18 protein-coding genes are annotated in these 19,036 nt (G+C 67.0%); 6 read left to right on the forward strand and 12 right to left on the reverse strand.

The genetic code is table 11. The features are described 5' to 3' along the window. Nucleotides 1-72: 72 nt before the first annotated feature. On the reverse strand, nucleotides 73-834 hold the full coding sequence (locus tag ACFWF1_RS03905; RefSeq protein ID WP_379282987.1) for a decaprenylphospho-beta-D-erythro-pentofuranosid-2-ulose 2-reductase: 762 nt from the start codon (nucleotides 832-834) through the stop codon (nucleotides 73-75). Then, entirely contained in the window at nucleotides 831-2,318 is a 1,488-nt protein-coding gene (locus ACFWF1_RS03910) for an FAD-binding protein (RefSeq protein ID WP_379282986.1), read from the reverse strand. Before ACFWF1_RS03910 ends, ACFWF1_RS03905 begins: the two co-directional genes overlap by 4 nt. A 93-nt stretch (nucleotides 2,319-2,411) precedes the next feature. Here ACFWF1_RS03910 and ACFWF1_RS03915 point away from each other — a divergent pair, with 93 nt between their 5' ends. Next, entirely contained in the window at nucleotides 2,412-2,867 is a 456-nt protein-coding gene (locus ACFWF1_RS03915) for a GtrA family protein (protein WP_379282984.1), read from the forward strand. 4 nt (nucleotides 2,868-2,871) lie between these two features. Here ACFWF1_RS03915 and ACFWF1_RS03920 read toward each other — a convergent pair whose 3' ends face one another. The 3 genes from ACFWF1_RS03920 to ACFWF1_RS03930 all read right to left on the reverse strand — a co-directional run bounded on the left by ACFWF1_RS03920 (nucleotide 2,872) and on the right by ACFWF1_RS03930 (nucleotide 6,623). Beyond that, the gene (locus ACFWF1_RS03920) at nucleotides 2,872-3,501 is read right to left on the reverse strand and encodes a pyridoxamine 5'-phosphate oxidase family protein (RefSeq protein ID WP_379282982.1); all 630 of its coding nucleotides are present in this window, start codon (nucleotides 3,499-3,501) and stop codon (nucleotides 2,872-2,874) included. A gap of 225 nt (nucleotides 3,502-3,726) precedes the next feature. Further along, nucleotides 3,727-5,913, reverse strand: a complete 2,187-nt coding sequence (locus ACFWF1_RS03925) for a molybdopterin-dependent oxidoreductase (protein WP_379282981.1) — start codon at nucleotides 5,911-5,913, stop codon at nucleotides 3,727-3,729. Nucleotides 5,914-6,140: 227 nt separating this feature from the next. Continuing rightward, on the reverse strand, nucleotides 6,141-6,623 hold the full coding sequence (locus tag ACFWF1_RS03930) for a hypothetical protein (RefSeq protein WP_357379985.1): 483 nt from the start codon (nucleotides 6,621-6,623) through the stop codon (nucleotides 6,141-6,143). 314 nt (nucleotides 6,624-6,937) lie between these two features. On the opposite strand from ACFWF1_RS03930, the gene ACFWF1_RS03935 reads away from it, so the two are divergent. Continuing rightward, nucleotides 6,938-7,513 (forward strand): DUF4282 domain-containing protein, encoded by a 576-nt coding sequence (locus ACFWF1_RS03935; RefSeq protein ID WP_379282980.1) that lies wholly within the window; start codon nucleotides 6,938-6,940, stop codon nucleotides 7,511-7,513. Between the two features lie 246 nt (nucleotides 7,514-7,759). Next, nucleotides 7,760-8,608 (forward strand): helix-turn-helix domain-containing protein, encoded by an 849-nt coding sequence (locus tag ACFWF1_RS03940; protein WP_379282978.1) that lies wholly within the window; start codon nucleotides 7,760-7,762, stop codon nucleotides 8,606-8,608. 25 nt (nucleotides 8,609-8,633) lie between these two features. Here ACFWF1_RS03940 and ACFWF1_RS03945 read toward each other — a convergent pair whose 3' ends face one another. Next, nucleotides 8,634-9,059: a MarR family winged helix-turn-helix transcriptional regulator gene (locus ACFWF1_RS03945; protein ID WP_379282977.1), complete on the reverse strand. Its 426-nt coding sequence runs from the start codon at nucleotides 9,057-9,059 to the stop codon at nucleotides 8,634-8,636. A gap of 85 nt (nucleotides 9,060-9,144) precedes the next feature. On the opposite strand from ACFWF1_RS03945, the gene ACFWF1_RS03950 reads away from it, so the two are divergent. After that, nucleotides 9,145-10,611, forward strand: a complete 1,467-nt coding sequence (locus ACFWF1_RS03950; protein ID WP_379282976.1) for an MFS transporter — start codon at nucleotides 9,145-9,147, stop codon at nucleotides 10,609-10,611. A 69-nt stretch (nucleotides 10,612-10,680) separates the two neighbouring features. On the opposite strand, the gene ACFWF1_RS03955 is transcribed toward ACFWF1_RS03950, so the two are convergent. Both ACFWF1_RS03955 and rfbA read right to left on the reverse strand, forming a co-directional pair. After that, on the reverse strand, nucleotides 10,681-11,229 hold the full coding sequence (locus tag ACFWF1_RS03955) for a dTDP-4-dehydrorhamnose 3,5-epimerase family protein (RefSeq protein WP_379282975.1): 549 nt from the start codon (nucleotides 11,227-11,229) through the stop codon (nucleotides 10,681-10,683). Nucleotides 11,230-11,231: 2 nt separating this feature from the next. Further along, nucleotides 11,232-12,104 (reverse strand): glucose-1-phosphate thymidylyltransferase RfbA, encoded by an 873-nt coding sequence (gene rfbA / locus ACFWF1_RS03960; RefSeq protein ID WP_379282974.1) that lies wholly within the window; start codon nucleotides 12,102-12,104, stop codon nucleotides 11,232-11,234. Between the two features lie 237 nt (nucleotides 12,105-12,341). Between rfbA and ACFWF1_RS03965 the strand changes: the two genes are divergently transcribed. Beyond that, on the forward strand, nucleotides 12,342-13,334 hold the full coding sequence (locus ACFWF1_RS03965; protein ID WP_357379978.1) for an alpha/beta hydrolase: 993 nt from the start codon (nucleotides 12,342-12,344) through the stop codon (nucleotides 13,332-13,334). A gap of 135 nt (nucleotides 13,335-13,469) precedes the next feature. Here the strand turns inward: ACFWF1_RS03965 and ACFWF1_RS03970 are convergent, their stop codons facing one another. Together ACFWF1_RS03970 and ACFWF1_RS03975 are read right to left on the reverse strand one after the other, a co-directional pair. Then, on the reverse strand, nucleotides 13,470-14,189 hold the full coding sequence (locus tag ACFWF1_RS03970) for a hypothetical protein (protein ID WP_379282973.1): 720 nt from the start codon (nucleotides 14,187-14,189) through the stop codon (nucleotides 13,470-13,472). Between the two features lie 175 nt (nucleotides 14,190-14,364). Then, nucleotides 14,365-15,075: a hypothetical protein gene (locus ACFWF1_RS03975; RefSeq protein WP_379282972.1), complete on the reverse strand. Its 711-nt coding sequence runs from the start codon at nucleotides 15,073-15,075 to the stop codon at nucleotides 14,365-14,367. 308 nt (nucleotides 15,076-15,383) lie between these two features. On the opposite strand from ACFWF1_RS03975, the gene rfbB reads away from it, so the two are divergent. Further along, on the forward strand, nucleotides 15,384-16,388 hold the full coding sequence (gene rfbB / locus ACFWF1_RS03980; RefSeq protein ID WP_379282971.1) for a dTDP-glucose 4,6-dehydratase: 1,005 nt from the start codon (nucleotides 15,384-15,386) through the stop codon (nucleotides 16,386-16,388). Here the strand turns inward: rfbB and ACFWF1_RS03985 are convergent. Then, nucleotides 16,385-17,959: a DUF2142 domain-containing protein gene (locus ACFWF1_RS03985; protein ID WP_379282970.1), complete on the reverse strand. Its 1,575-nt coding sequence runs from the start codon at nucleotides 17,957-17,959 to the stop codon at nucleotides 16,385-16,387. The genes rfbB and ACFWF1_RS03985 overlap by 4 nt on opposite strands. Continuing rightward, on the reverse strand, nucleotides 17,956-18,948 hold the full coding sequence (locus ACFWF1_RS03990; RefSeq protein WP_379282969.1) for a glycosyltransferase: 993 nt from the start codon (nucleotides 18,946-18,948) through the stop codon (nucleotides 17,956-17,958). The genes ACFWF1_RS03985 and ACFWF1_RS03990 overlap by 4 nt, the downstream gene beginning before the upstream one ends. Nucleotides 18,949-19,036: the final 88 nt, after the last annotated feature.

Consider the following 19,036-nt stretch of genomic DNA (forward strand, 5'->3'; position numbering starts at 1 on the left):
ACGAAAACCGCACCCCGCCGACCCGCGCATCGAAATGCGGGGCGGATCGAGGTGCGGCTCGGGGTAAGAAAATTAGATGGGGAGCTTGCGGAAGATCGGGCGCGGGATGTGGCGCAGGATCATCATCACGTAGCGGAAGGCGCCCGGCGCCCAGATGAGCTCCTTGCCCTTCTGCGCGGCCGAAACCGCAAGCACCGCAATGTCTTCCTTGTCGACCGTGAGCGGCGCCTCTTTGACGTGCGCGGAGAACCGAGTCCGCACCATGCCGGGCCGGATCACCAGCACCTGCGGGCCATGCGGGCGCAGCGCCTCGCCGAGCCCGAGGAAGAACCCGTCCAGGCCCGCCTTGGTAGACCCGTAGACGAAGTTCGAGCGGCGGACCCGCTCGCCGGCCACCGAGGACATGGCGATGATCCGCCCGAAGCCCTGCGCCTTCATCTTCTCGCCGACCAGCACGCCGACCGAAACCGATGCGGTGTAGTTGATTCCGGCGACCTGCACGGCCTTGCGCTGGTTCTGCCACAGCTCTTCGGGATCGCCGTCCAGCGCGAACGCGACGATGGCGATATCGATGTCGCCGCCGTCCCAGGCCGCGTCGATCACCTTCGGGTGGCTGTCGGTGTCGAGCGCGTCGAAGTCGATGACGTCGACCTGGCTCGCGCCGGCCGCCCGCATCTGCGCGACCGCGTCTTCGCGGAGCGGGTCGTTCGGCAGTGCGGCGAGCACGATGCGCGTGGGACCCTTCTTCAGGTATTCCGTGCAGATCGCCAGGCCGATCTCGGAGGTCCCGCCCAGCAGCAGGATGGCCTGCGGGTTACCTACGGCATTGATCACTGCAGCTCCAGCCTTCTCGCCATATCGGACATGAAAACGCCTGTGGGATCGACACTTCGGCGGATCTTGATCCACTCGTCGATCCGCGGGTACATCTGGTGGAACGTCTCGGCGGTGGTCCGCGAGTCCTTCGCGGTGTAGAGCCGCCCGCCGAACTCCAGCACGCGCCGGTCCAGCTCGCTGACCAGCTCGTTGAGCCCCGGCTTGATCGGGAAGTCGACGCAGATGTTCCAGCCCGGCATCGGGAAGCTCAGCGGCGCCGGGTTGCTCGCGCCGAACAGCTTGAACACGTTGAGCGCCGAGTAGTGCCCCGAGCCCTGGATGTCGATGATGATCCGCTTGAACTCCTCGACCGCCTCGGTCGGCACCACGAACTGGTACTGCAGGAATCCGTTGGAACCGTAGCCACGGTTCCACTCCGCGATCATGTCCAGCGGGTGATAGAACTGCGTCAGGTTCTGCACCTTGCCGGTGTAGTTGCCGCCCATCGCGTAGTACGCCTCGCCGATGGACCGCAGCGTCAGCTTGTTCATGGTCCAGTTCGGGAAGATGTCCGGCACCGTCATCAGTTGCGGCGCATCGAATTTCAGCGGCTTGGCGCGCAGCCGCTTGGGCAGCTCGTCGACCTTGGCCAGCCTGCCGCGGGTGATGGTGGCCCGGCCGAGCTTCGGCGCGGGGCTGATTACGTCGAACCAGGCGCTCGAGTACGTGTAGTTCGCCTCGCTGCCGTCGCTGTGCGCCGCGATCGTCTCGTCCAGCGTGGTGGTCTTCACGCCGTCGTTGAGGAAGTAGGCCGACTCGGTCGGCGTCATCTCGATGGTCGCGCGCAGGATGATGCCGGTGAGCCCGTTGCCGCCGACGGTCGCCCAGAACAGCTTGGCGTTGCGCTTCGGCGTGAGGTGCTGCACCTGCCCGTCGGCGGTCAGCAGATCGATCGAGCGCACGTGGTTGCCGAAGCTGCCCTCGCTGTGATGATTCTTACCGTGGATGTCGGAGGCGATGGCGCCGCCGATCGTCACCTGACGGGTGCCGGGCAGCACCGGGACCCACAGCCCGAACGGCAGCGCCGCCTTCATGAGCTGGTCCAGGCTGACGCCGCCGTCCACGTCGACGATCCGCGTATCGCGGTCGATCCGATGGATGTTGTTCAGCGCGGTCATGTCGACGACCAGGCCGCCCGCGTTCTGCGCGTGGTCGCCGTAGGAGCGGCCGAGCCCGCGCGCGATCACGCCGCGGCGCAGATGCGGGGGCTTCGAGTCATTGTCCTCGGCGACCATGGCGACAGCCTTGGCGATCAGTTCCGGATCGCTGGTCGAGAGCACTTCGGACGAGGTTGGTGCGGTGCGACCCCACCCGGTCAACGTGCGGGTCTGCGTCGGCAATGCGAACGCGTTCCCGGCGTCGGCCCCATCGTTTGTGACGGTGGCGCCGTTCTCGTTACCGGTTGTCGTGGTGGCGGTCGGAGCTTTCGTGGACATCGGCATAGAGGCTACAGGTATGACCCGACATCGGCGTCGATGTCTCTTACTCCGGAGTAGTGATCTACATATCGGTTTAGCGACCGCTACGCTCGTCGCGTGCATGCCGAACCCCACCTGCCGCTCCCGGCCGAGCTGCCGCTCGTCGACGAGCCGGGCGGTACCGACGTCGACCTGAAGACGCAGATCGTCCGGTTCACCCTGACCGGCGGGCTGTCGGCGATCGTCGACTTCGGGCTGTACAGCCTGCTGTTCAACCTGATCGGGCTGCCGCGTGAGGTGGCCAAGTCACTCAGCTTCATCGTCGGCACCACGACGGCGTATCTGATCAATCGCCGCTGGACCTTCCAGGCGCCGCCCAGCCGGGCCCGGTTCGTCGCGGTGGTGATCCTCTACGCGGTCACCTTCGCCGTCCAGGTCGGCATCAACGCGGTGCTCTACGACGCGCTGCCCGACGCCGCCTGGCGTCAGCTGCTGGCGTTCGTCATTGCGCAGGGCACGGCCACGGTCATCAACTTCGTCGTGCAACGCCTGGTGATCTTCAAGATCCACTGAAGCGTCAGCGGGTGACCAGCGCCCCGGCCCGGTCGCCGCTCTCGGCCTTGGCGCCGAAGTAGTCGCCGCCCTTGGCGCGGACGTTGTCGGTGCCCCAGTCGCGTCGCTCGCGGTCGGCGGGCGCCAGGTGCGGAATGTGCTTGCGGCAGTGGATGTAGGCCTCTTCGATGTCGACGACCACCCAGCGTTCGGCGGTGCGGCCCTTGAGGTTCTCCGGCAGGCCGGGGGTGGCGTTGCGCAGCGTGGCGTCGGGGATGATCCGGGCTGAACCGTTGATGTGCAGGCCGATCAGATCGCGGACGAAATCGATGAGCAGGATGCCGACGTGCGGGTTCTCCAGAATGTTGCCCAGGCTGGCCAGTACGCCGTTGCCCCGGTATTCGGGGTACGCAATCGTGCGTTCGTCGATGACGTGCAGAAAACCGGGCTCGCCCGCGCGGAAGCTGGAATCACATTCGCCGTGCTTGTCCGAAGTGGCGATGAAGGCCATCTCCATCCGGCCGATGAATTCGATCATCGTGGGGTTCAGCTCTTCGAGCACCTGGTCGTTGTAGAAGCGGGCGGCTCTGTCCTGGGTGCCGTACCGATCCTGTAGCTCGTGCTCACCGTCGCTGCCGCACTGTGTACCGGGCATCTTCGCCACCCTCTGGTCGCCGGAGTCCGGATCCTTCGAGGGTCGTCGTTGAGCCCGCGACTAAACCGAAATCCTGTCCATTTTAGTCCGTTCGGCCTGGCAAAAACTGGGAAATCAACGTTGAGAATGCACTGAATGCGTAGTTAGCGCAAGGGATTCCGTCGTTCGACCACAAGCCGACCGGCCGGAATGGTTGGCCTGCTTTCGGATCGGCGCCGACCGCCGTCATGCCGGGCTCAGCGTCACCGGGACGCCGTTGAAGATCGCGTTGCCCGACGGCACGTCGACCACCGAATCATCGGTCAGCGCATTGGCGTTGACGCCCGCGTGCGCCCTGGCGACGGTCTGTGTGCTGTCGGCGTGCCCCCAACCGTGCGGCAGGCTCACCACGCCGGGCATGATCGCCTCGGTCGGCTCCAGCGGCACCGTCAGCGTGCCCGCGGCCGACTTCACCACCGCGTGCTCGCCGAGCCCGAGCCGGGCCACGTCGGCCGGATTGATGTGCAGCGTGCAGCGATTCGACCCGCTCACCAGCTGGCCGATGTTGTGCATCCAGCTGTTGTTGGACCGCAGCTGGCGCCGGCCGATCAACACCACGTCCGGCGCGATATCGGCCAGCCGCGCCCGCATCCTGGCCACGTCGTCGAGCAGCGGCGGCGGGGCCAGCTCCACCTGCTTCGATGCGGTCCGCAGCACGCCGGGCAGCCTCGGCTGCAGCGGGCCCAGATCGATACCGTGCGGATTGTCCAGCAGCACTTGCAGATTCAGCGTGCCGCCGTTCCACTCGCCGAACGGGCCGAGCCGGAGCATCAGGTCGAGGCGTTGCTCGGTGGTGTCCGCACCGGCCAATTCGCCGCGCCGGTCGGCCATTCCGGCCTTCTGCAGGGTGCCCGCCATGATCAATTCGTCCACGCCGGTGATCGGGTCGACCCCGTCCACTCCCTCGTGCGGCATGCCGGAGACCGCCGCGGCGAGGCGGGCCAGTACCGCCGATTCCGAGGGCCGATCGGCCAGCGGCACCAGGGGCCGGGAGTAGCGCGCGTAGTTGTGCACCGCGAACTGCAACAGCGCGAAGTCGTAGTGCGGCGACTGCACCGGCCGCGGCGGCGGCAGGATCACGTCGGCGTGCCTGGTGGTTTCGTTCAGATAGCGGTCGACGCTGACCATGAAGTCGAGTTGGGCGAAGGCGGCGTCCAAGCGGGGACCGCTCGGCGCGGACAGCACCGGGTTGCCTGCGACCGTGACCAGCGCGCGGATCTGCCCGTCACCGGGGGTGAGGATCTCGTCGGCCAGGGTCGCGACCGGCAGTTCGCCCATCGCCTCGGGCATTTCGCGGACCCGACTGGTCCAGCGGCCGAGCCGGAACGGCCTGCTGCGCGTGATGCCGCCCGCCGCCGCGGTGGCGAACATCGCGCCGCCGGGCGCGTCCAGGTTGCCGGTGAGGGTGTTGATCGCGTCCACCAGCCACTGGGTGATGGTGCCGAATTCCGCTGTGCAGGTGCCGATCCTGGCGTACACCGCCGCCGTCGGCGCCGCGACGAGTTCGCGCGCCAGCCGAATCACCGTTTCCGCAGGTACTCCGGTACGGACCGCCACCGAGTCCGGGCTGAATGCCGCTGCGGCCGTGCGCAGTTCATCGAGCCCGGCCACCTCGACCCGGACGTCGGTGAGATTCTCCGCGAACAGCGTGTGCACGATCCCGAACAGCAGATACGCGTCGCTGCCCGGCCGGATGAACAGATGCTCGTCGGCCAGTTTCGCGGTGCGGGTGACCCGCGGATCGACCACCACGAACCGGCCGCCCCTGCGCTGCAAGGCCTTCAACCGACCGGGGAAGTCCGGTGCGGTGCACAGCGATCCATTCGATTCGAGCGGATTCGCGCCGAGCATCAGCAGGTAGTCGGTGCGGTCGAGATCCGGCACCGGCACGGTCAGCGGGTCGCCGAACATCAGCCCGCTGGCCACCTGCTTGGGCATCTGGTCGGCGGTGCTGGCCGAGAAGATGTTCTTGGTGCTCAGCGCGCGCAGCAGCACCGGCACATACAGCGCGCCCGCCACGGTGTGTGCGTTCGGGTTGCCCAAATACGCTGCCGCCGATTGTTTTCCATATTCGGCTATAACCGCAGGAAAACGTTCGGCGATCAGATCGAATGCCTCGTTCCATGAGGCAGCCCGCCAGGTATCGGTGGCCCTATCTCGAATAAGCGGTTCGGTCACCCGATCCGGATCTTCGTCCAGTTGGCCAAAACTCGCCCCCTTCGGGCAGATGAAGCCCTTACTGAAGGGATCCGCTTTGTCACCACGGACCGAGGTCACGTGATCGTCGGGATCAAGGGTGATTTCGAGTCCACACACGGCCTCGCAAAGCGGGCAGGTGCGCAACAAGTTGCGAGTATCCGTGACAGGAGCCATGCCCCATCCTCCCGCGCGCACGCCGGTCTGAAAAGAGAACGAGCGATATACGGCCAAGGCGACACAGTGATACAGAAACCGAACCACGCGTCTCGGGCGAGACGCGTGGTTTCGTAAGTACATGGGTAACTCGTCGGGGACGGGCTAACTTGGCTACTACGTCACGGCCAGCCGCCAACGTTGCTGTTGTGGCACCTAAGTCTGGCCTGAATACGCGGAGAGGCGGGCTAGCAGGCGACGCTGGTGAGCGCCGAGCCCTTGCGGGCGGTGGCGGCCCGGACGGCGGCGCTGATCGCGACGACCGGCGGTACCCAGCGGGCCTCACCGGGTGCGACGCTCCAGCAGGCCGAACCGGCCGAGAGCTGGGTGGGCGGCAGCGGGACGCCCGCGCCGTCGGTGTAGACGGTGGCACCCGCGGCGGTCAGCGCCTCGAGCGCCATGGCGGCCTTGCGGACGCCGGTGACCAAGTGGATCTCGCGACGCTCGGCGCCGGGCAGCTCGATGACCGGGCCGGACAGGTTGTTCGCCCGCAGGAAGCGGCGAACCTCGCCGGCCAGCTCGCCGCTGACCTCGATGGCGGAAAGGTCGTCATCGGTGATCAGGCAGAGACCGTTGGCCGTTTCTGCGACCGTCCATCCGCGCTGGGTGTAGTCCTGCGCAGCGGCGGTCATTGCGGCCGCCGAGACGGAAGTCGGAAACGTGGTGCGCACTGTTCTCTCCATTCCCCGGTAGATCTGGGTCCTGCATCTTCATGGGGCGTATCGGTGCCTGTGGTGCGCAGCGTTACGCGATCTTCAAAACTTCTTCAGGACTGTTGGCTACGTCTCTTTCAGCCCTACTTGAAAGCTAATTGCTATGACGTTGCTCGAACTCGTCAAGAGTTGTTGTCCCGCCGCTACTTTCGGCCGCTGACCTGTTCTTTCGCTGTGCCGTTCCTGCGAGGCCGCTGTGGATGATGGGACTCGTGTGGTCTGCACGAGGTTACGGCTGGCCCGGAGGTGGGATTACGGGGAGGATTTCGATCATGAGTGATGAGTCCAACGGCACCGGCACGGAGAGTGAGCTGCCGGATCCGGAGGAGTACGAAGCCGAATCGCGGTGGATCACTTGGAAGGAGTCGGCGGCCCGCCGGTTCTCTCGCGGCACCCCGGTCGCGGACGAGCGGCCGCCGGAGCCGTTCGAGAGCCCGCGCGCCTTCCGGCAGTGGAGCGTCGAGGCGGCGCGCGGTCTGCTCGATGTGCAGTTCCGCCGCACGGCGACGCGCACGCTGCTGCCGCTGGTCTACATGCTCGGGCTGGTGTTCGCCTTCGCGGTGCCGATCGCGCTCACGGTGTCCATGTGGCGGGTCTCGGCGGTGCTCGGGGTGCTCGCGGCGCTGATCGGGGTTCCGCTCGGGCTGACCATCGCGGCCGCGGTGCGGCTCATCCTGGAATTCCTGGCGAACGCCTCGCGCCTGGCGACCAGGATGGAGCACATCAGCGAGCTGGCCGACGATCTGTTCCAGGCGCTGTCCGATGTCGCCGAGCCGGTCAACCAGCTCTCCGAAGACGTTCGCGCGGTGCAGTTCTGGCGCTTCCGCAAGGGCGGCTCGCGCAGGTAGCCGGCGGCAAACCGCGCTGGCCAAACATGTTTGGCGTCGTGAGGCCATCGGCCTAGCTGAGCCACCGATCGTGACCTGTGTCCGATTTGCTGTGAAACAATGCTGTTTGGATGCTCAGATACCGAAACGGGCATCAGCTAGGGATGGTCGCGAGGGCGAACCCGGATGGGTTCGGGAGTGCGACCGGCGCACGGCAACGAGGGGGGAACACCTATGGCTTTACCGCAGGGGACGACTGGATCGACCATGCCCCGGCGCCAGCTCGGGCGCCATCTGCGCGACCTGCGCAACCGGGCGCGGATGACCACCAGGACCGCGGCCCAGCAGCTGGAATGGTCGGAGGCCAAGATCTGGCGGATCGAGACCGGCCAGACCTCACTGCGCAGCCTCGACGTCGAGGCGATGTGCAAGGTCTACGGCGCGCCGTCCGACCTCATCGGGCCGCTCACCGCCTTGGCACGGGAGACCAAGGCGCGGGGGTGGTGGACCGCGTACGGCGATGTGATCGCCGAGGGGTTCGAGGTCTACATCGGCTTGGAGGAGGCGGCCGCGCGGCTGTCGACCTATGAGAACGAGTTGGTCCCCGGCCTGTTGCAGACCGAGGCGTACACGCGGGCGATGCTGCGCACCGGGCGCCCCGAGATGTCGGCGAGCGAGATCGATCGCCGGGTGCAGCTGCGCCGGGCCCGGCAGGCGTTGGTCACCCGTGCCGATTCGCCGCTGCACCTCGACGCGGTGATCAGCGAGGCGGTGCTGTGGCGGCGCATCGGCGGCGCCGAGGTGGCGGCCGGGCAGCTGGAACACCTGCGGCGCATGTGCGACTTGCCCAACGTCCGAATCCGGGTGGTGCCACCGGATTCCGGCTACCACGAGGGCATGGAATCGGGCCGATTCGTCATGCTCGAGTTCCCCGAGCTGCGGGTCGGCGAGCAGCCCGAGCCGCCGGTGGTCTACGTCGAGGCGTTCACCGGGCCGGTCTACCTGGACAAGGAAATCGAAATCGACCGGTACCGAAAGGCTTTCACGAGCCTGGGCGCCGCGGCGGTGGACGCGCGCGCCGGCATCGAGGAAGCGCGGGACAGCAGCCCGGTGTAGTGCTGAACTTGGGCGCCGTTGCGCCTCAGCACTTTTGGCCGGGCGAGCCCCAGGTGTCGGTCAGCACGGCGCGGTGCGTCGGCAGCGCTCGCTCGTAGACCTCGCGGCCTTTCTCGGTGAGGCAGACGAACACCGCGCGGCGGTCGTCGGTGCACATGGTGCGCGACACCAGGCCGTCGCGCTCCAGCCGCGCCACCGCACGCGAGAGCGCGCTCTGACTCAGGTAGATGTCGTTGGCCAGATCGCTCATTCGATAGTCGCCGCAGTTGGCGTCGATCAGCCGGTCCAGGGTCTCGAACTCGCTGAGTCCGATCCGGTGCTGTCCCTGTAGCGCTTTTTCCAGTGCGCAACTCACCGTCGCGTGCCGGTCGAGCAGCTCGCGCCACTCGCCAATCAGCCCGGTCTGCGCGACGGTGCGGCGGGCTGTCTCGATTGCCGATGGGTTCGACATGGCCCCATCCTAGTGGTCAGAGCCAGTCCATGCAACTGCATTAAATGTGTTGGCATTTAATGCGTGTGCATGTAACGTACCCGGCATGACTTCACCAGCAACCCTGGCGGCCGCTTCCGCGACCGATCCGACCAGATGGACTACCCGCCTTTGGGGCATGCTGATCACGCTGTGCATCGTGCTGTTCCTCGACGGCCTCGACGTGTCGATGATCGGTGTGGCGCTGCCGTCCATCGGCAACGAACTCGATCTCTCGACCTCAACGCTGCAGTGGCTGGTGAGCGGCTACATCCTCGGCTACGGCGGCCTGCTGCTGCTCGGTGGCCGCACCGCCGACCTGTTCGGCCGCCGCAAGGTCTTCCTCATCGCACTGGCGATCTTCGCGGTCGCCTCGCTCGCCGGCGGCCTGGTGAGCTCGGGCCCGCTGCTGATCCTCACCCGTTTCGTCAAGGGCCTGGCCGCCGCGTTCACCGCGCCGACCGGTCTGTCGATCATCACCACCAACTTCGGCGAGGGCCCGGCCCGCAACAAGGCGCTGTCCATCTACACCGTGTTCGGCGCCGGTGGTTACTCGTCCGGCCTGCTGTTCGGCGGCCTGATGACCGGCGTCGGCTGGCGCTGGACCTTCCTGCTGCCCGTCCCGATCGCGCTGGCCGCGCTGGCCGCCGCGTGGGTGCTGGTGCCCAAGGACAAGCCCGCCGAGGGCGGCGGCCACGACCTGTTCGGCGCGCTGCTGTCCACCTCCGCCATGCTGCTGCTGGTCTACACCGTCGTCACCGCGCCGGAGGCCGGTTGGGCCTCGGCCCGCACACTCGGTTCGTTCGCCGCAGTGCTCGTGCTGTTCGCCGGGTTCATCGCGGTGGAGAAGCGGGTCAAGCACCCGCTGGTCCGGCTCGGCATCCTGCGCAAGGTGTCGCTGGTCCGGGCGAGCCTGGCGATCGTCGCGGTGGCCGGTTCCTACTTCAGCTGGCAGTTCATCGTGACCCTGTACATGCAGGACAGCCTCGGCTGGTCGCCGCTGAAGCTGTCGATGGCGCTGCTGCCGGTCGGTCTGATGGTCGCGTTGTCGGCGGTGTTCTCGGACAAGCTGGTCGACCGGTTCGGCACCGGCCCGATCATCGGCGTCACCATGGCCGTGATGGCCGTCGGCTACCTGCTGTTCCTGCGGCTGGACACCGCGCCGTCGTACTGGACCATGCTGTTGCCCGCGATCCTGCTGATCGGCATCGGCTGGGTCGGCTTCCCCGCCATCAACATTCAGGCGACCAACGGGATCGACGACGACGAGCAAGGTCTCGCGGCAGGCGTGCTGCAGACCTCCATGCAGGTCGGTGCGGCCATCGTGCTCGCGGTGACCACCGCGATCATCGCGTCGGGCAGCCACGGTGAAACCTCACCCACCGCGATGCTCGACACCTACCGGCCCGCTCTGATGTTCGCCACGGCCGTGTCGATTGTCGGTGCGCTGGTTGCCCTTTCGGCCTTCTTCGTGAAGAAGCGTGACAAGCAGGCCGAGGTTGCTCCGGAACCGGAGCTCGAACTCGTCGGCTGACCCTCGCGGCCGACTCGAAAAAGCCGACCGGCGCCACTGTGGGGTGGTGCCGGTCGGCTTTCGCGTTGGTCAGGAAAAAGGTTGCGCCGCAGTGTCTTTGGCCGAGCGGATGAAGGTCAGCGGGCTGCCGTCGCGGCCCACCGTCGGCCACTCGATCCCCAGCCGTGGGTCGAAAGCGTCGATGTCCCTGTCGAATTCGGGCGTGTACTCCAGCGAGCACAGGTAGGTGACCGTGGAGTTGTCCTCCAGCGAGAGGATCGCGTGCCCGAGGCCCTCGGACAGGAACATCGAGCGCCGGTCGACATCGTCGAGCAGCACGCTGTCCCAGCGCCCGTAGGTCGGCGAGCCGGGCCGCAGGTCGACGACCACGTCGAGGAACGCGCCGCGCACACAGGTCACGTACTTCGCCTGCCCCGGCGGATCCTCGGTGTAGTGGATGCCGCGCAGCACGCCCGCCGCCGAGACCGACAGGTTCACCTGCCGCAGATCGAACGGCCGGCCCGTCACCTTCTCGAACTCCGAGGCCTTGAATCCCTCGAGAAACATGCCGCGGCCGTCACCGAGCTGGCGCGGCGTGATCACCCAGGCGCCGGGCACCGCGAGTTCCCTGAACTCCATGTTCACCAGTCCCGCCCGCGTTCGAGGATGTCGAGCAGGTAGCTCCCGTAGCCGGAACGGGCCAGCGGTTCGGCGAGCTTGCACAGCTGCTCGTCGTCGATGAAGCCCATCCGCCAGGCCACCTCCTCGGGCACGCCGATCTTGAGGCCCTGTCGTTCTTCGATGGTGCGCACGTAGTTGGCGGCGTCGAGCAGCGAGTCGAAGGTGCCGGTGTCGAGCCACGCGGTGCCGCGGGCGAGCACGTCGACGCGCAGCCGATCCTGTGCCAGGTAGGCCCGATTGATGTCGGTGATCTCGTATTCGCCACGCGCGGAAGGCTGCAGCGTGCGGGCGATCTCGACGACGTCGTTGTCGTAGAAATACAGCCCGGGGATGGCGTAGTTCGACCGCGGCGCCTTCGGCTTCTCCTCGATGGATACCGCGCGTCCCTCGGTGAACTCGACCACGCCGTACGCGGTCGGATCCGACACCCGGTAGGCGAACACCGCACCGCCGTCGATCCCGGCGAAGCGGTTCAGGCTGGTACCGAGCCCGGGGCCGTGAAAGATGTTGTCGCCGAGCACCAGCGCCGCCTTGTCGGTCCCGATGTGATCGGCGCCGAGCACGAACGCGCGGGCCAGGCCGTCCGGCTCGGGCTGCACCACGTAGCTGATCGAGAGGCCGAACTGCGCGCCGTCGCCGAGCAGCCTGCCGAACGCGTCCGCGTCCGCGGGCGTGGTGATCACCAGGATGTCGCGAATGCCCGCGAGCATCAGGGTGGACAGCGGGTAGTAGACCATGGGCTTGTCGTAGACCGGGACCAGCTGCTTGCTGACCCCGCGCGTGATCGGATGCAACCGGGATCCGGTGCCACCAGCCAAGATGATTCCCCGCATGACCAGGAGTCTGCCAGCTCGGCCCGCGCTGAGCGTCGGCGAGGTTCCGGGTACTCGTCGAATTGATTACGGAATGGGCTTTCCCGGTTTCATGAGCCGCCGATTCGGTGATTCTGTTGCTTAGGTCACACAACACATGGTGTTCTGAAACATCATTGTGTGAGATGTCAGCGCCGACAGCTCGCCTGAGACCGCTCGGTCGTGGCTCGGCGCGCCAGTTGGTGAGGTAGGTGCGCGATGGCAGCGACCAGCGTCGGCGAGCCCGGCAATGTGATGAATCCGGAAAATCTGAGTGCCCCCGCGCGCCTGGTGCTGGCGGCCTGCCTCGGCGTCGTCCGGCCCGCCCTGCGCGCCGCGCCGATCACCCGCGCGACCATCCCGATCGGCGCGCTGGCCATCGACACCCTGGCGCGGCTGCGGCCGGAGCCGTCGGGGATCGATCGGGAGCAGGTGTCGCTCAACGGTTTCCGGATGGAGATCCTGCGCCCGGCGGGCGCGGCCCGGGCACTGCGGCATGGTGCCCTGCTGTACATGCACGGCGGCGGATTCGCGGTCTGCGGGCTCCGTACCCATCGGCCGGTCGCGGCGAGCCTGGCGCGGCGTACGGGCCTGCCGGTGGTCAACGTCGACTATCGCCAGCTGCCGAGCAAGCGCATCACCAATTCGGTCGACGACTGCCTCACCGCGTATCGCTGGCTGCTCCGGCACGGCGCGGACCCGAGCCGGATCGTGTTCGCCGGTGATTCGGCGGGCGGTTACCTGACTTTCGCCACCGCGTTGCGGGCGATCGAGGTCGGCCTGCCCGCGCCCGCCGGGCTGGTCGGGCTGAGTCCGCTGCTCGATCTGGACTACGCGGCCAAGCGAACGCACGTCAATGTCCGGCGCGACCCGTACATTCCGCTGCTCGCGCTGGAGGCGGTGGTCCGCATCGGCGCGGAGATCGACGGCAAGCTCGACCCGCTGCTCTCGCCGGTCAACGGGATCCTGGCCGGGCTGCCGCCGGTGCTGCTGATCGCGGCGGAGGACGAGGTGCTCCGCTACGACTGCGAGCTGATGGCGCAGCGGCTCACCGCGGCGGGTGTGCCGAACGCGGTGGAACTCTGGCGCGGTCAGGTGCACGCGTTCATGAGCATCGCGCCGAACCTGCCGGAGAGCAGGGCGGCGCTGGCCCGGGTGTCGCGCTTCGTCCGTGCCCGGATCGAGGAGGGCCAGCAGGCGCGGACCGCGTAAGCCGTCCGGCCTGTCCAGGCGAGCCCCGTTCCGCTTGTGGCCGGGACGGGGCTCGCGCCTGCCGGGAACAGGCGAAACCCCGCCCGGCGCAAGGCCGAGCGGGGTTTCGACGGTGTATTCGGTTGTGCGCGTTGCCTACTTGGCGGGCGCGGGCGCCGGGATGGACGGCTGCGCCAGGGTGGCGAAGTACTGGATCGCCGCACCGATGGCGACCGGGGCGGTCACGAAGATCTGGCCCGCGACGGTGCCGAGGGCGCCGACGGCGATGATGCCGCCGAGGCAGCCGATGGCGGCGGCGGGGATGAACGGGCCGAACAAGCCGATGATGGTGGCCGAGGCCGCGGTCGCGCCGAGGATGCCGCCGAGGACGCAACCGACGGCCGCGCCGCCGAGGCCACCGACCAGGGTGCCGATGGTGGCACCCATCGAGATGGTGCTGGTCATCCGGCTCCAGGCCGCCTGCTCACGGTCGTAGTCGCTCTTCCACGGCGCCTTGTCCTCGAAGGGCAGGGCGACGGGCTTGTAGACCGCCTTGTCCATGTTGAACTGCGGGGTGAGCGTCGCGGTGTGATCGGCGATGTCCGCGGCGATCGGGAACTCGTAGTCATCGACCCGGAACTTCAGCGGGGTGCCCGCGACCGTGCTGCCGTTGGCCGCCTTGATCTTGAAGACGCCGTCCTCGACGACCATGGAGCCGGCATCGGTCTTGATGATGGACGTCGAGTCGACGGCCTGAGCGGTGAAGTTGATGGCGTCGCCGGCCTCGGGGGCCGGAGCCGCGTTAACGGTGCCAGCGGTGACACCGAGCGCGGCGATAAGTAGGGCCGAGGTGGCGGCAAACTTCTTGATGATCATGCGTTTTGGTCCTCATCCAGGTGCTTTTGGCAGGGGGGTGGGGGCCGGAAACTGAGGTCGCAAACTTTCAGTAACACGGCTGGGCTTGGGGAAACCCGCTCGACGGACAGTCGAGCGGGTTCCTGGCTCGTTTCTTCAGTTGTGCGAATTCAGTTGTGTTAGAGCGATTTTCGACTTACTTCGGCGCGTTGAACGGGCCGGAGGTGGTCGCGAAGTACTGGATGGCAGCACCGATCGCGACCGGGGCGGTGATCAGGATCTGGCCCGCGACGGTGCCGAGTGCGCCGACGGCGATGATGCCGCCGAGGCAGCCGATGGCGGCGGCCGGGATGAACGGGCCGAACAGGCCGATGATGGTGGCCGAGGCCGCGGTGGCACCGAGGATGCCGCCGAGGACGCAACCGACGGCCGCACCGCCGAGGCCACCGACCAGGGTGCCGATGGTGGCGCCCATCGCGATGGTGTCCTTCATGCGGTTGAAGGCGGCCTGCTCACGATCGAACTCGCTCTTCCAGGGAGCCTTGTCCTCGAAGGGCAGGGCGACGGGCTTGTAGACCGCCTTGTCCATGTTGAACTGCGGGGTCAGCGTCGCGGTGTGATCCGCGATGTCGGCCGCGATCGGGAACTCGTAGTCATCGACCCGGAACTTCAGGTCGGTGCCGGCGAGGGTGGTGCCGTTGACGGCCTTGATCTTGAAGACACCGTCTTCGACGACCATGGAGCCGGCATCGGTCTTGACGATGGTCTGGGAGTCGGTGGAGCTCGCCGTGAAGTTGACGGCTCCGTTATCGGCCTCGGGGGCCGGAGCCGCGTTGACGGTGCCTGCGGTGACGCCAAGAGCGGCGATCAGCAGCGCCGAAGTCGCGGCGAATTTCCTCATCAGCATTTTGTTGAAAACCTCGATGTGAAGCGTTCGGAGGGGACTAGACGATCGAAATCTAGACCAGCTAACGCGTGGTGAACCGGTTGTGACCTTTTATTCAAATTTTGTTCACCAAGGAGACTCATGGCATGGTGGGGTTGCGGAAATATGCACGCCTGCCGGGGTTTTGATCCGCAAAGCAGACTGGGCGTCCTATATCTACCGGAGAGTATGAGACCAAGGTCACGGAGCGCAACTCTGGCGGATCGGCCGAGATCGCCTGGCGTTGCGTCGATCCCGCTCTCGCGCACCCGTCGAAGTAGAGTCGTGGCGTGCGAGTGCTTGTCACCGGCGGAGCCGGATTCATCGGAGCCAACTTCGTCAAGCAGACCGTGGCCGACCGTCCCGACACCACCGTAACGGTTCTGGACGCGTTGACCTATGCCGGAAATCGCGCCTCGCTCGACCCGGTGGCCGACCGCATCGATTTCGTGCACGGTGATATCGCCGACCTGGATCTGGTCGACGAGCTCGTCAGCAGCGTCGACGCGGTGGTGCATTTCGCCGCCGAATCGCACAACGACAACTCCCTCGCCGAGCCGTGGCCGTTCGTGCAGACCAATATCGTCGGCACCTATTCGCTGCTGCAGGCCGTGCGGCGCTACGACGTGCGCTACCACCACGTCTCCACCGACGAGGTCTACGGCGATCTGCTGCCGGACGAGCCGGCGTTCACCGAACGCACCCCGTACAACCCGTCCAGCCCGTACTCGGCCACCAAGGCGTCCAGTGACCTGCTGGTGCGCGCCTGGACCCGCTCGTTCGGCGTCCGCGCCACGCTGTCCAACTGCAGCAACAACTATGGGCCGTATCAGCACGTGGAGAAGTTCATCCCGCGTCAGATCACCAACCTGATCGACGGCGTCCGGCCGCGGCTCTACGGCGCGGGTCATCAGATACGCGACTGGATCCACGTCGACGACCACAACCGCGCCGTGTGGGATGTGCTGGAGCGCGGGCGGATCGGGCAGACCTACCTGATCGGCGCGCAGGGCGAGCAGGACAACAAGTCCGTGGTGCGGATGATCCTCGAGGCCTTCGATCGCGACCCGGACGACTTCGACCACGTCACCGACCGCCCGGGCCACGACCAGCGCTACGCGATCGACGCCACCCTGCTGCGCACCGAACTCGGCTGGAGCCCGCGCTACGCCGACTTCCGGGCCGGCCTGGCCGCGACCGTCCAGTGGTACCGCGACAACGAATCCTGGTGGCGCCCCTACAAAGCCATCACCGAGCGCGCCTACGTCGCCGCGGGCGAGCAGACCCTCGACTAGCCCCAGACGATGTCGTAGTACTTCCAGACCGCGCCGATCAGTGCGATGACCGTCGCGACGATGACGGTGACCGCGGGACCGAGGGTCGGGGTACGTCCGGCGATGTTGGTGAGCCGCAACGGCATCCAGCGCAGCAGCACCGCGAAGGCGACGATCGCCAGCGGCACGAAGTAGCGGCCCTGCACGCCGTCGATGATGTAGTAGCCGACCGGCGTGAACGACATGTACAGCGTCACGTAGATCATCGCCACACTGGCCGCCACGGTGAGCGCGACGAGCAGCGTGCGCCGGAAGGTGGCGGCGGTCATCCGATCCGCCACACCGATGCTCACCGCGAACGCGAACAGGCAGGCCAGCATCGTCAACGCGGGCACGTCGATGTAGGAGAAGCCGAGCTCACCGAAGAACTGGCTGAACCACCGCTCGTCGCGCAGCGCGATGCTCTCTCCGAAGACGTTGATGAAATGGCCTGGGTCGGTGAGGATCCCGCGCAACTGCTCGCCTGGTTTCACCGAATGCCATTGGTGCTCAGGCCGCATCAGGCCCATGCCGTCGCCGGTCGGTGCCGCGATCTTCATCCAGACGGCGAAGACCAGGCCGCCCAATGCCGCGAAACCCCACGGGATTCCGCGCTTCCAACCGGTGAAGCCGAGCCGGTCCGCAGGCACCAGCACGACGAGCATCGCGAGCAGCACGTAGGTCGGCTTGCTCACCGGCAGCAGGATCGTCGCGGCAAGCAGCGCACCGGTTTCCAGCCTGCCGAGCCGGTCGCCGAGGAACAGCGCCTTCACCAGCAGCGCCGACACCATGATGGCGAGCGCGTTGGTCATCGTGTCCGCGGTGACGGTGCCCGCCTGGAACACCGCGATCGGCAGCACCGCGACGGTGAACGCCAGCCACTGCACCCGGCGCTCGCGCAGCGCGTACAGGCCGAAGCCGACTACCACGAGGTACGCGACCAGCCCGGCCAACCTGGTCAGCGCGATGGTCCCGCCGACATCGAGGCCGAACAGCTCGGCCGCTCGAATGCCAACGGCGGCAGGGATATACGGCACCGGCGAGTAGGCAGCGGTGTTGGTGAACCAGACCGGTTCCTTGGCGTCGGACACCGCGGCACCGCCGAGCCGGTCGTACGCAGCCGGGTCTTCGACCATCGAGCCGGGCTCTTCGGGGTTGTTCTGGTAGTCGTGCAGCGCGTAGCCCATCAGCGCGGTGATGCTCTTCGGCACATCGCCGCCGTAGGCGACGCCACGATCATCGTGAATCTGCTGTGGCAGCAGTCCACCGTGCGCGACCTGATAGGCGCGGCCGAACTGGGTGATCTCGTCATGGCCCCAGAAGGCGGGCGTCAGGAACGTGAACAGGCCGCCGAAGATGGCGACGAGCACCGTGAAGGCGATCGTCGCCCCGCCGAAGCGGGTCACCACGCGGCCGCCGAACGAGCTCTCAGAAGTCTTGACCGACAAGGGTTTCGCCGCACCGTTGCCGTTGGCCGACGCGGGGGCAGTCTCGTCCAGCGTCCCCGTCGATTCGCTGTCTTCCGCTGTGGCTCGGTCCGCCGCGGCGGTCACTGCCGGTCTCCGCCGGTGCGGGCGTCACCGCCGTTGCCGTTCGGATGAAAGTCGTCCGCGCTCACCGCGGAGTAGCGCAGATACACCAGCCGCGCGGCCTCGTGCCGCGAACGCCGGATGCCGTCCAGGATCAGGCCCGCGGTCCACGCGAGGCTGCCGAGCAGCAGCAAGGTGAACGCGAGGAACAGTGTCGGGAACCGGGGCACCGTGCCGGTGTTGTAGAACTCGACGACGATCGGGATGCTCAGGATGATCGACACCAGCCAGCTCAGCGTGCCGAACAGGCCGTAGAACATGACCGGCCGCTCGTGCCTGGCCAAGCCGATGATCAGCGCCAGGATCTTCAGGCCGTCGTGATAGGTGCGCAGCTTGCTCTCGCTGCCCGCCGGGCGGTCCCGGAAATCGACCGGCACCGCGGTCCGCGGCACCCGCAGGTGCAGCGAGTGCACCGTCAGCTCGGTCTCGATCTCGAACTCGCGCGACACCGCGGGGAAGCTCTTCACGAAGCGGCGGGAGAACACCCGGAAGCCGCTCAGCATGTCTTCGACGTTCTCGCCGAACACCTTGCCGACCACGCCGTTGAGCACCTTGTTACCGGTCTCGTGCCCGGCGCGGTACGCCGAGCCGCTCTCGTCCTGCCTGCGCACGCCGAGCACGTGGTCGTACGGGCCGTCCAGCAGCGTCTTGATCATCAGCGGCGCGGCCGACGCCTCGTAGGTGTCGTCGCCGTCGATCATCAGATAGACGTCGGCCTCGATGTCGGCGAAGGCGCGGCGGACCACATTGCCTTTGCCCTTGGTGTACTCGTGGCGCACGATCGCACCGGCGGCGCGGGCGCGCTCGGCGGTCTGGTCGGTGCTCAGGTTGTCGTAGACGTAAACGACGATCCCCGGCACGGCGGCCTGCAGGTCGGCGACGACCTTGGCGACGGACGCTTCTTCGTTGTGGCACGGCACCACGGCGGCAATACGAAGCTCGGTGGAGTCCACCCGGGTCAATCCTCGCGATCGGTGGTGAATGTGGGAACACCGGGAGGGTACAGGGAACTCACGGTGGACGCGTGGCCGACCTCACCGC

Origin of the sequence: Nocardia sp. NPDC060255 (genome assembly GCF_042727395.1) — a bacterium.
Taxonomy (GTDB): domain Bacteria; phylum Actinomycetota; class Actinomycetes; order Mycobacteriales; family Mycobacteriaceae; genus Nocardia.

Bases quoted from the DNA above. Each gene is read 5' to 3' on its own strand.
- ACFWF1_RS03975 (WP_379282972.1), bottom strand. From the start codon at position 15,075: ATGCTGATGAGGAAATTCGCCGCGACTTCGGCGCTGCTGATCGCCGCT.
- ACFWF1_RS03920 (WP_379282982.1), bottom strand. From the start codon at position 3,501: ATGCCCGGTACACAGTGCGGCAGCGACGGTGAGCACGAGCTACAGGAT.
- ACFWF1_RS03925 (WP_379282981.1), bottom strand. From the start codon at position 5,913: ATGGCTCCTGTCACGGATACTCGCAACTTGTTGCGCACCTGCCCGCTT.
- ACFWF1_RS03910 (WP_379282986.1), bottom strand. From the start codon at position 2,318: ATGCCGATGTCCACGAAAGCTCCGACCGCCACCACGACAACCGGTAAC.
- ACFWF1_RS03970 (WP_379282973.1), bottom strand. From the start codon at position 14,189: ATGATCATCAAGAAGTTTGCCGCCACCTCGGCCCTACTTATCGCCGCG.
- ACFWF1_RS03965 (WP_357379978.1), top strand. From the start codon at position 12,342: ATGGCAGCGACCAGCGTCGGCGAGCCCGGCAATGTGATGAATCCGGAA.
- rfbA (WP_379282974.1), bottom strand. From the start codon at position 12,104: ATGCGGGGAATCATCTTGGCTGGTGGCACCGGATCCCGGTTGCATCCG.
- ACFWF1_RS03935 (WP_379282980.1), top strand. From the start codon at position 6,938: ATGAGTGATGAGTCCAACGGCACCGGCACGGAGAGTGAGCTGCCGGAT.
- ACFWF1_RS03940 (WP_379282978.1), top strand. From the start codon at position 7,760: ATGCCCCGGCGCCAGCTCGGGCGCCATCTGCGCGACCTGCGCAACCGG.
- ACFWF1_RS03955 (WP_379282975.1), bottom strand. From the start codon at position 11,229: ATGGAGTTCAGGGAACTCGCGGTGCCCGGCGCCTGGGTGATCACGCCG.
- ACFWF1_RS03945 (WP_379282977.1), bottom strand. From the start codon at position 9,059: ATGTCGAACCCATCGGCAATCGAGACAGCCCGCCGCACCGTCGCGCAG.
- ACFWF1_RS03950 (WP_379282976.1), top strand. From the start codon at position 9,145: ATGACTTCACCAGCAACCCTGGCGGCCGCTTCCGCGACCGATCCGACC.